This window comes from Rhodococcus sp. Q1 (assembly GCF_004153645.1).
GTDB classification, from domain to species: Bacteria; Actinomycetota; Actinomycetes; order Mycobacteriales; family Mycobacteriaceae; genus Rhodococcus; species Rhodococcus gordoniae.
The window spans coordinates 447,270-458,422 of record NZ_SDMJ01000002.1 but is presented as its reverse complement, the minus strand read 5'-3'; the positions used below and the strand labels follow the sequence as shown (position 1 = coordinate 458,422).

The following is an 11,153-nucleotide window of genomic DNA, read 5'->3' as shown; positions in this document are numbered from 1 at the left end:
TACCGGCGGGCGGGCTGCCGCCGGGCGAGCCGGCGGTCAGTTCGAGTAGCCGTTGAGGGTGTAGGTCAGATCGGTGAGGATCGCCCGCGCGGCGACCGGTCCGGGGGTCGACCACACGTCGTCGCTCACGGAGAACAGACGGCCGTCGCGAACGGCCCCGAGATCCAGCCACTCGTCGCTCTGCATGTAGTCGGTGCCGGCCCCGAGTCCGTCCTCACCGGCGAAGCGGACGAAGATCACGTCGCCGTCGGCGGCAGCCGGGTCCTGCGTGTCGACGGCCTGCCAGGGCTGTCCGTCGATCACCGCGAACCGCTGGGCCGGCGGACGGGCCGCTCCCACGTCGCCGAGCACCTGCCCTGCGAACGATGCGGTGCCCTCCACCCCGGGACCGTCGGCGGTGAACCGCACGATGGACGCCTGGGTCTGGGACGAGACCAGCTCGCGGCCCAGATCGCGTGCCGCCGTCGCGTAGTCGTCGAGGACGCGACGGGCTGCCTCCGTGCGCCCGAGCGCCTCACCGACGCGCACGAACTGTTCTCTCCAGAACACCGGATCGGACCCGACCAGCACGGTGGGTGCGACAGCGCTCAGCGAGGTGTAGACGTCGGGAGCGGCGGAGGACCCGAGGATCACATCCGGCTGCGCACGCTCGATCGCCGCGACGTCCGGAGCGCCGGCAGCTCCCACGGCCGGCAACTCGCCGATCCCGGTGCCGAGATATTCCGGCCGTCCGGAGATCTCGGCGCTCGCTCCCACGACGCGCTCCCACAGACCCAGGGCGCACACCGCGTCGAGCGCCGCGGAGTCGAGAACGACGATGCGCTGCGGGTCGGCGGGCACATCCGACCGGCCTGCGGTGTGCAGGACCGGCCGGGTGCCGTTGCTGGGCTGCCCCGGATCGGGCGGGGAGGGGAGCGGGCATGCGGTCGACGTGTCCCGGTCGATACCCACGACCGACGCTCCGGCGATACGCGTGGTGGTGCGCACGATCTCGGAGGCGTCGTCGTCGGGCGGGGTGGAGCACCCGGCCAGGGCTGTCGTCACCGCAGCGACGGCTGCGACGAGCACTGCTCGTGACCGGTGCACGGAAATCACGTCGGACCACTCCTGTAGGACGCTGCTCGGATCGGACGGCTCAGGCTATCCGGTCGTGGCGGTCGACTCCGAAGGTGTCCGCAAGGTCGTCGAGGATGCGGTGGGCTCCTTGGATGCTCACCGGCATCATCCACACGCTGTCGTCCACCTCGACTTTCCGCCCCTGCAGGTTCTGCCACAGGGGATTGGTGACGAACGGCTGGGCGGCCGCCTGTGCCTTGCCGTCGCCGAGGTCGTAGGTGGTGACGAAGATGACGTCCGCCTCGGCCTCGGTGATCAGTTCGGGGCTGACAGCGTTCATGATGCTCGACGGATCCGACGGATCGGGGCCCTGGCTCGCCGGGCGGGCGAGACCGGCGTCCTCGAGTACGACGCCGCTGAACGAGCTGGTGCGGTACAGCCGGGCCGTCGGCTCACCGGCGAAGCGGACGATCGAGATCGTCGGGTTGCCTGCCGTGGCGTTGATGTCCGCACCGATGGCTGCGGCGCGTTCCTCGTACTCGGAGATCTTCTGCTCGGCGAGGTCCTCCTTGCCGATGGCCTGCGCGACGAGCCGGATGTTGTCCTTCCACGTCGGCCCGGTCGACTGGGAGAAGACGGTCGGGGCGATGGCGGACAGTTCCTCGTAGTTCTCCCCGTCACGCACCTCTGCCGAGAGGATGAGATCCGGCTCGAGCGCGGCCACCTGTTCGAGGCTCACGTCCGCGGTCTTCCCGACCGACACGGCGTCGGCCGCGTACTCACGCGAGTCGCCGAGATAGTCGGGGAAACCTTCTGTCCGGTAGTCGACGTGTCCGACGAGCGGTGCTTCGAGGAGCAGCACGGCATCCGCGTAACTCGTGTCGAGCGCGACGATGCGGGTCGGTTCGTTCTCGATCGTGGTGGAACCGCGGAAATGCTCGACGGTCCGGGGAAAGCCGGTCGCGTCGGCGCCGGCCGCAGCGGAAGACTCGTCGGCTGCGTCGGCCGCACCGCAACCGGTGACGAGGAGTCCGGTGGTCAGCAGGGCCGCAGCGAGCCGGACGGGACGGGAGGGGAGAACAAGCACGGGTCGTCCTTCTGTATTGCGAGGGGGGTAAGTGCACCCTAACTCGCGCTCTTCGCCCGTGGTGGAGTCACGTCCCCCCGTCCGGGATGTGAGGTGTGGCACAGCAGTCGAGTGTGGTTGTCGGCTCCGCTCCAGGTAGCCTCGCGAGTCGAGTACGACAGCGAGTAGGACCCGGAGGGCGACCGTTTCGGGGAGGGTCTACGATTCGATGAGCGCAAGCCAGAGACCGTTCGCCTCCAGCCCGAGGTCGAGCGCGCATTCAGGAGGATTAGTGACTGCCGTAGCGCCCCAGCCAGTCCCAGAGATAGCTGCAGCAAGGCCGTACCCGCCGCGGCAGGGACCCAAGGGTTCGTTCATCCACAAGATGATCACGACCACAGATCCCAAGATGTTGGGGATCATGTACATGGTCACCTCGTTCGCCTTCTTCCTCATCGGCGGCCTGATGGCACTGCTGATGCGCACCGAGCTCGCGGTCCCCGGCCTGCAGTTCCTGTCGAACGAGCAGTTCAACCAGCTGTTCACGATGCACGGCACGGTCATGCTGCTGATGTACGCGACGCCGGTCGTGTTCGCCTTCGCGAACTACATCCTGCCGCTGCAGATCGGCGCTCCCGACGTCGCCTTCCCGCGCCTGAACGCCTTCAGCTACTGGCTGTACCTGTTCGGCGCGACGATCGTGATGCTCGGCTTCGTCACCCCCGGCGGCGCTGCGGACTTCGGCTGGACGGCCTACACGCCGCTCACCAGTGAAATCCACTCCCCGGGTGTCGGTGCCGACTTCTGGATCCTCGGCCTCGGCGTGATGGGTCTGGGCACCATCCTCGGTGCCGTCAACTTCATCACCACCGTGGTGTGCATGCGTGCACCGGGCATGACCATGTTCCGGATGCCGATCTTCACCTGGAACATCCTGATCACCAGCCTGCTGATCCTGCTCGTGTTCCCGCTCCTGACCGCCGCCTTCATGGGCCTGTTCGTCGACCGTCACCTCGGTGGCCACATCTACGACCCCGCCACCGGCGGCGTGCTCCTGTGGCAGCACCTGTTCTGGTTCTTCGGTCACCCCGAGGTGTACGTCATCGCGCTGCCGTTCTTCGGCATCGTCTCGGAGATCTTCCCGGTCTTCTCCCGCAAGCCGATCTTCGGATACACCGGCCTGGTCTACGCCACGATGGCGATCGCGGCGCTGTCCATCGCCGTGTGGGCGCACCACATGTACGCCACCGGCGCGGTGCTGCTGCCGTACTTCTCGTTCATGACCTTCCTGATCGCTGTCCCCACCGGTGTGAAGTTCTTCAACTGGATCGGCACGATGTGGAAGGGCCAGATCACCTTCGAATCGCCGATGCTGTTCTCGGTCGGCTTCATCGTGACCTTCCTCTTCGGTGGTCTGACCGGTGTCATCCTCGCGAGCCCGCCGCTGGACTTCCACCTGCACGACTCGTACTTCGTGGTGGCGCACTTCCACTACGTGCTCTTCGGCACCATCGTGTTCGCGACCTACGCCGGCATCTACTTCTGGTTCCCGAAGATGACCGGACGCATGCTCGACGAGCAGCTCGGCCGCTGGCACTTCTGGCTGACCTTCATCGGCTTCCACACCACCTTCCTGGTGCAGCACTGGCTCGGTAACGAGGGCATGCCGCGCCGCTACGCCGACTACCTGCCGTCCGACGGGTTCACCACCTTGAACACGATCTCCACCATCGGTGCGTTCGTGCTCGGTGCGTCGACGCTGCCGTTCCTGTGGAACGTCTTCAAGAGCTACCGCTACGGCCAGGTCGTCACGGTCGACGACCCGTGGGGCTACGGCAACTCGCTCGAGTGGGCCACCAGCTGCCCGCCGCCGCGGCACAACTTCACCGAGCTGCCGCGGATCCGCTCGGAGCGCCCTGCTTTCGAGCTGCACTACCCGCACATGGTCGAGAAGATGCGCGCCGAGGCGCACGTCGGCCCGGGCAGCGACAAGCACAACGTCAATGTCCTCGAGGGTGCCGACCGTACCCCCGGCGACCATCCGCGCGCCTGAGCGCAGAGCGACGATCGACCGAAGCCCCATCCGTGCACCGGGTGGGGCTTCGGCCTTTCGGTGGGCCGGACCCGCGAACGGGAGGGACGGTTCGACCTGCAACAATGGACGTGCGAGCCGGTACGCGCGTGCGTCCGCGTGTACCTCGACAGACAAGCGATCGGAGACGTAGTGGCGTCTGACAGCACGGTGCTGGTGACCGTGACCGGACCTGACCATCCCGGCGTGACCTCGGTGCTCTTCGCAGCGCTGACGCGGCACGACGTCGACCTGCTCGATGTGGAACAGGTCGTGATCCGCGGGCGGCTCACCCTCGGGGTCCTCCTCGTCTGCCCGAACGATGTCGAAGCACTGCAGGACGAGGTCGAGTCCGCGATGGCCACGATCGGCATGCACGCCGACGTCCAGATCGGCGCCGAGCGCGGTGCACGCACCGTCTCGACCCACGCCGTCGTCGTCCTGGGCAGCCCGGTCAGTGCCCGGGCACTGCGATCGGTGGGCCGCACGCTCGCGTCCCAGGGCGCGAACATCGATTCGATCCGCGGTATCGCCGACTATCCGCTCACCGGCCTCGAGTTGATGATCACCGCCGCCGATACCGGCGCCGACGCCGACGCCGCTCTGCGGCACGCTCTCGTCGAACTCGCCGCGGGTCTCGACGTCGACATCGCGGTGGAGCGTGGCGGCCTCGCCCGTCGTTCCAAGCGCCTGATCGTCTTCGACGTCGACTCCACACTCATCCAGGGCGAGGTCATCGAGATGCTCGCCGCACACGCGGGTGTCGAGGACAAGGTCCGCGAGGTCACCGAAGCCGCCATGCGTGGCGAGATCGACTTCGCGCAGTCCCTCGAGCAACGCGTCGCGACCCTCGCCGGTCTGCCCGCGACCGTCATCGACGAGGTCGCGGAGCAACTCGAGCTCACTCCCGGTGCCCGCACCACGATCCGGACGCTGCGGCGCCTCGGATTCCGCTGCGGTGTCGTCTCGGGCGGCTTCCGTCAGGTCATCGACCCGCTCGCACACGAACTCGAACTGGACTTCGTCCGCGCCAACACGCTCGAGATCGTCGACGGCACACTCACCGGGCGAGTGGTCGGCGACATCGTCGACCGCGCCGCCAAGGCACGTGCCCTGCGGGAGTTCGCCGACGAGGCCGGCGTGGCTGTCGAACAGACCGTCGCGGTCGGGGACGGCGCCAACGACATCGACATGCTCGCGGCGGCGGGGCTGGGCGTGGCGTTCAACGCCAAGCCGGCTCTGCGTGAGGTCGCCGACACGGCGCTGTCGTATCCCTACCTCGATGCGGTGCTGTTCGTCCTCGGTGTCACGCGCGACGAGATCGAGGCGGCCGACCGCGTCGACGGAACCCTGCGGCGCGTCCCGATCGACGGCAGTGTCTGAGCGGAGCCCCGAGCGGCTGCACGCCGACGTGGTGGACACGGCACCCGAGCCGGTCTTCGACCCGGCGTCGGATCCGGGTTTCGCCGACCGGCACGGCGTCCTCACCCGCGGTTACGGGCACCGGCCCGATCCGGACGACCCGGGGAAGGTGCAGGCGATGCCGATCGTGCTGCACCTCCCGAAGGTCGATCCTCCCGCCCGTAGCGCGGTGCTCGAGGCGGCCGCGATGGCCACCGTGGCACTGTGTTTCGACCCGCGGGTGGGCGCCGGTCCGGAGGGTGAACCCGGTCCGTGGCAGGAGCCCTTCCTCGCGTGGAACGACGCGCGGATCCGGAAGGTCGCCCGCCGCGCCCGTGGAGCGCACTGGCATGCCGCGCAGGACGTCGACGGGGTCACCGTCGACCACGCCGGTGCCCAGGCCCGGGCATTCGTGCCCGGTCCGGTGGGGGAGCTCGACCCGCGCATCTCCCGCCTGCAGATCGGCGGCACCGACCTGCCCCACGACGATCCGCCCCCACCGACGGACGGCGTGCCCGTCTTCTGGGTGCAGAAGGACCTCGAAATGACCGTCGGTAAGGCGGCCGCGCAGGTCGGTCACGCCGCGATGCTGTTCGCGGGAGCACTGGACGTCGACACCGCACGTGCCTGGGCATCCGACGGATTCCCGTGCGCCGTCCGCGACGCCGACGAGACCACCTGGCGCGGACTGCTCGCCCGGGTGGAAGCGGGCACCGCCGTCGCGGTCCGCGATGCGGGCTTCACCGAGGTGGCGCCGGGTTCGATCACGGTCGTCGCGGTGCCGGGCACGGTCAGCGCACGAGTCTGACCTCCACCGGCGTCGTGCCGCCGTGGATCATCCTTGCTCGACCTCTTCGTCGTCCGTGATCCGGAAGATCAGCACCGTCGGTCCGTCGACCGGGTACGAACTTCCCACCCGCATCGGTGAGGTGTCCGCGGGCCGGCCGTCGGGGGCGCTCGAATCGAACACGCACGCGATGTCGCCGCGATACCACTCGGGTCCGGCCAGTGTCACCGTGGCGGCATTCCCCGAATGCAGAACGAACAGGCCGCTGCTGTCCTCGAGAGTGACGCCGGTGCGGGTGACCGTGCCGAGTTGCGAGCCGTCGACCCAGCCCTGCAGCGTGCGGCGGCTGTCGTCGTGCCAGGCCTCGTCGTCGAGTTCGACCCCCTCGATGCCGAACCACACCAGGTCGGGATACCCCACGGACCGGGCGCGTCCCTCGAAGAAGCGTCGCTGCCGCAGCACAGGGACGCGTGTGCGCAGGCGGAGCAGTTCGCGCACGTAATCCGTTCGCGCACGGTCGGCGTGCTCCCAGTCCAACGGCCACGCGTCGCGGACCGCGACGTCCTCGGGAACGCAGTAGGCGTTGTTGTTGCCGTGCTGTGTGTGGCCGAACTCGTCACCGGCGAGCAGCATCGGGGTGCCCGTCGACAGCAGGAGCGTCGCCAGCACGGCCCGGACGTGACGGTCGCGGGCGGCGAGGACATCGGGATCGTCGGTCGGACCCTCGACACCGTGGTTCACCGACTCGTTGTTGTTCGACCCGTCGCGACCCTCTTCACCGTTCTCGTCGTTGTGCTTGCGCTCGTACGACACGGCATCGGCGAGGGTGAAACCGTCGTGGGCGGTGACGAAGTTGATCGACATCCACGGTTGCCGGATGTTCCTGTCGTAGAGGTCCTCCGAACCGGTGAGCCGCGACGCGACCTCGCGGATGCCGGAACGTCCGGCCCAGTAGCGGCGCACCGTGTCGCGGTACCGGTCGTTCCATTCCGCCCACTGAGCCCCGAAGTTCCCGAGCTGATAACCGTGCGCGGTGGCGTCCCACGGCTCGGCGACGAGCTTGACGTCGCTGAGGACGGGATCGGTGACGATCGCGGTGAGCAGTGCCGCTCGCGGATCGAACGCCCCGCCGCGCGGGCGCGCGAGCGCACTCGCGAGATCGAAGCGGAAGCCGTCCACACCCATCACGTCCGCCCAGTACCGGAGGCTGTCGCACACCATTCGCACCACGATCGGGGAGGACGCGTCGACGGTGTTGCCGCATCCGGTCAGATCCACGTCCCGCCCGTGCGTGTCGAGCAGGTAGTAGCCGGGAGCGTCGAGACCGCGCCAGGACAGGCTCGGGCCGTCCACCGACGCTTCGCAGGTGTGGTTGTAGACGACGTCGAGGATCACCTCCAGCCCGGCACTGTGGAAGGCGTCGACCATCGTGCGGAACTCGGCGATCTCGTTGCCCGGCGTCACGGCGTAGGCGGGGTGCGGCGCGAAGTACGAGGCGGTCGAGTAGCCCCAGTGGTTGCGCATCCCCCGCGCACGGACCGACGGCTCGGTCACGAAGGCCTGCACGGGAAGCAGCTCGACGGTGGTTGCTCCCAGGCCCACCAGATGGTCGATCACCGATGGATGTGCGAGTCCGAGATAGGTGCCGCGCAGTTCCGGCGGCACGAGCGGATGGCGGGCCGTGTACGAGCCGACGTGCAGTTCGTAGACGACGGTGTTCTCCCACGGCACCCGGGGTTTGTCGTGCATCGGTGTCAGGACGGGGGTCACCACCGACAGAGGCGTGTGACCGAGGGAGTCGACGGTCGACATCGCCCCGAAGGGATCGCCCTGATGGGGGAGCAGGCGGCCGGGGTCGCCGACGTCCCCGACGATCCGCCGTGCCCACGGATCGAGCAGGATCTTGTGCGGATTCGTGCGCAGCCCCCATCGGGGTTGCCACGGCCCGTGGGCGCGGTAGCCGTACCGCTGCCCGGCGCCGACGCCGGGAACGACCCCGTGCCAGACCCCGTAGGTGCGGTCCGGCAGGTCCACGCGATGCTCGTCCCCGTCGTCGTCGACGAGGCAGACCTGGACGCGGTCGCTGTGCGGGGCGTGGACGGCGAAGCGTGTCCCGCCGTCCACCGGTGTGGGCCCGAGCGGGAAGGCGGCCCGGTCGGGGAGCGCGACCGAGTCGGACACGACGGCAGGTTCGGATGCGGAGGACGACACGGGAACCGATCCTGCCGCGTTTCGGGCTCGGGCGTAAGAGAAGATGGTCGTCGTGGCACAACCTGATCCCGATTTGCTCATCGAATTCGACGACGTAGTGGTCCGACGCGGCGGGAACGTCCTCGTCGGTCCCGTGACCTGGAAGGTGGAACTCGACGAACGCTGGGTGGTTCTCGGACCCAACGGGGCGGGAAAGACTTCGCTGCTGCGGGTCGCGGCGGCCGAGACGTTCCCCACCTCCGGTACCGCGCACGTCCTCGCGGAGACGTTCGGCCGGACCGATCTGTCCGAGCTGCGACCCCGGATCGGATTGTCCTCCGCGGCGCTGGCCAACCGCGTGCCCAACGACGAGAAGGTCACCGATCTGGTGCTCTCCGCGGGTTACGGCGTGCTGGGCCGGTGGCGTGAGCGGTACGACGACATCGACACGAGCCGGGCGGTGGAGATGCTCGAGAGCCTCGGAGCGGAGCATCTCGCCGATCGTCTGTACGGGACGTTGTCGGAGGGCGAACGCAAGCGCGCGCTCATCGCCCGGGCGTTGATGACCGACCCGGAGCTGCTGCTGCTCGACGAGCCGGCAGCGGGTCTGGATCTGGGTGGTCGTGAGGAACTCGTGGCCCGGCTCGGAGCCCTCGCGGCCGATCCGGACGCGCCTGCGATCGTGCTCGTCACCCATCACGTCGAGGAGATCCCGCCCGGCTTCACACACGCGATGCTCCTGAAGGAGGGCGGTGTCGTCGCTCAGGGTCTGCTGGACGACGTGATCACCGCCGAGAACCTCAGTGCGGCGTTCAGCCAGTCGATCTCGCTCGACAAGGTCGACGACCGCTTCTTCGCCCGCCGCACCCGCCGGCCGGGCCGGCACCGCAGGTAACTCCGGGTCGGGTGGTGCCGGGGCCGATCGGTTAGGTTGAGGCCATGGCTATCGATCGCTCGGCATCCACCTTCGATCCCACCGCGGTGCCCATCCGCGACGCGTCCACCGTGATGCTCGTGCGCGACTCCGCGCGCGGTGTCGAGGTGTTCCTGCAGCGCCGCGTCGTCGGTATGGACTTCGCCGGCGGCATGACCGTCTTTCCCGGCGGTGGTGTCGACCCCTCGGACACCGACGCCGAGGTGTGCTGGACCGGCCCGGACGTGGCGTGGTGGGCCGAGAAGTTCGGTATCGACGAAGCGCAGGCCCGCGCGCTGGTGCTCGCGGCCGTGCGGGAGACCTTCGAGGAATGCGGCGTGCTGCTCGCCGGCCCGACCCCGGATTCCGTGGTGGCCGACACGACCGACTACGCCGAGGCGCGGCGCCTGCTCGAGGCGCGCGAGTTGTCGTTCGGCGACTTCCTGGAGAAGGAGCGACTCGTGCTGCGCGCCGACCTGCTGCGTCCGCAGGCGAACTGGATCACCCCGCTGGGGGAGCGGCGCCGCTACGACACGCGTTTCTTCGTCGCCGCGGTGCCGGAAGGACAGCGGGCGGACGGGAACACCACCGAGACCGATCTGGTGCAGTGGCAAACGGTGGAGGAAGCCCTCGCCGACTGGCGTTCGGGCCGGTGCCTCCTGCTTCCGCCCACGTGGAGCCAGTTGTCGATCCTGTCGGGCTTCACCACGGTCGCCGACCTCATGGCAGCCGATCCGGTCATCGAGCCGATCCTGCCCGTCATGAGCCGCCGCGACGGCGCGGTCCACATCACGTTCGACGGGGAGGAGGCCTACTACGAGGCCGGTACTCATCCGTGGGCCCGGCGCTCCGACATCTAGGCTGAACGGCATGGCTGAATTCGTGACCCTCGACGTCTCCGACGGGATCGGCACCATCCGTCTCGATCGACCCCCGATGAACGCCCTGAATCGTCAGCTCCAGGAGGAGATCCGGGAGGCTGCGCGGCAGGCGACCGTGCGTTCCGACGTGAAGTCGGTGATCGTGTACGGCGGCGAGAAGGTGTTCGCGGCCGGCGCCGACATCAAGGAACTGGCCGACCTGAACTTCGTGCAGATGAGCGAGATCGTCGGCGACCTGCAGTCGGCCCTCGGCTCGATCGCCGACATCCCCAAGCCCACCGTCGCCGCGATCACCGGTTACGCCCTCGGTGGCGGCCTCGAACTCGCGCTCGGTGCCGACCGTCGCATCGTCGGCGACAACGTCAAGCTCGGTACGCCCGAGATCCTGCTGGGGATCATCCCCGGTGGCGGCGGCACCCAGCGACTGGCCCGGCTCGTCGGTCCGGCGAAGGCCAAGGACATCGTCTTCACGGGTCGCTTCGTCGGTGCCGACGAAGCCCTGTCGATCGGTCTCGTCGACGAGGTCGTCGCACCCGACGACATCTACGAGGCGGCGCGTCGCTGGGCCGGGCAGTTCACCGGCGCGGCCTCGCGCGCGCTCGCCGCTGCGAAGGCCGCGATCGACCAGGGGCTCGACACCGATCTGGACACGGGTCTGAAGATCGAGCAGCACGTCTTCGCTGCCCTGTTCGCCACGAAGGATCGCACGATCGGCCTCGAATCGTTCGTCGAGAACGGGCCGGGCAAGGCGCAGTTCGTCGGCGAATGACGCGACCGGCACGCACACT

9 protein-coding genes are annotated in these 11,153 nt (G+C 68.7%); 6 read left to right on the top strand and 3 right to left on the bottom strand.

Annotated elements, in window-relative coordinates; all coding sequences use genetic code 11:
- Positions 1 to 36: 36 nt before the first annotated feature.
- Positions 37 to 1,086: an ABC transporter substrate-binding protein gene (locus EQ874_RS06955; protein WP_129976517.1), complete on the bottom strand. Its 1,050-nt coding sequence runs from the start codon at positions 1,084 to 1,086 to the stop codon at positions 37 to 39.
- 49 nt (positions 1,087 to 1,135) lie between these two features.
- Positions 1,136 to 2,143 (bottom strand): iron-siderophore ABC transporter substrate-binding protein, encoded by a 1,008-nt coding sequence (locus tag EQ874_RS06950; protein WP_129976357.1) that lies wholly within the window; start codon positions 2,141 to 2,143, stop codon positions 1,136 to 1,138.
- 271 nt (positions 2,144 to 2,414) lie between these two features.
- On the opposite strand from EQ874_RS06950, the gene ctaD reads away from it, so the two are divergent.
- From ctaD to EQ874_RS06935, 3 genes are all read left to right on the top strand, one after another.
- Positions 2,415 to 4,175 (top strand): cytochrome c oxidase subunit I, encoded by a 1,761-nt coding sequence (gene ctaD / locus EQ874_RS06945; RefSeq protein WP_084421951.1) that lies wholly within the window; start codon positions 2,415 to 2,417, stop codon positions 4,173 to 4,175.
- 171 nt (positions 4,176 to 4,346) lie between these two features.
- Positions 4,347 to 5,576, top strand: coding sequence for a phosphoserine phosphatase SerB (gene serB / locus EQ874_RS06940; RefSeq protein ID WP_129976356.1), 1,230 nt, complete (start codon positions 4,347 to 4,349; stop codon positions 5,574 to 5,576).
- Positions 5,577 to 5,604: 28 nt separating this feature from the next.
- Positions 5,605 to 6,402, top strand: a complete 798-nt coding sequence (locus EQ874_RS06935; RefSeq protein ID WP_129976516.1) for a peptidyl-tRNA hydrolase — start codon at positions 5,605 to 5,607, stop codon at positions 6,400 to 6,402.
- Between the two features lie 27 nt (positions 6,403 to 6,429).
- Here EQ874_RS06935 and glgX read toward each other — a convergent pair whose 3' ends face one another.
- Positions 6,430 to 8,592 (bottom strand): glycogen debranching protein GlgX, encoded by a 2,163-nt coding sequence (gene glgX, locus EQ874_RS06930; protein ID WP_277986175.1) that lies wholly within the window; start codon positions 8,590 to 8,592, stop codon positions 6,430 to 6,432.
- A gap of 43 nt (positions 8,593 to 8,635) precedes the next feature.
- On the opposite strand from glgX, the gene EQ874_RS06925 reads away from it, so the two are divergent.
- From EQ874_RS06925 to EQ874_RS06915, 3 genes are read left to right on the top strand one after another with little or no spacing between them, the layout of a single operon-like run.
- Entirely contained in the window at positions 8,636 to 9,466 is an 831-nt protein-coding gene (locus EQ874_RS06925; protein WP_016934626.1) for an ABC transporter ATP-binding protein, read from the top strand.
- A gap of 44 nt (positions 9,467 to 9,510) precedes the next feature.
- On the top strand, positions 9,511 to 10,344 hold the full coding sequence (locus EQ874_RS06920; protein WP_064065030.1) for a hypothetical protein: 834 nt from the start codon (positions 9,511 to 9,513) through the stop codon (positions 10,342 to 10,344).
- Positions 10,345 to 10,354: 10 nt separating this feature from the next.
- Positions 10,355 to 11,134 carry an enoyl-CoA hydratase-related protein gene (locus EQ874_RS06915; RefSeq protein ID WP_129976355.1) on the top strand — a complete coding sequence of 260 codons (780 nt, stop codon included), beginning with the start codon at positions 10,355 to 10,357 and terminating at the stop codon, positions 11,132 to 11,134.
- Positions 11,135 to 11,153 lie beyond the last annotated feature (19 nt).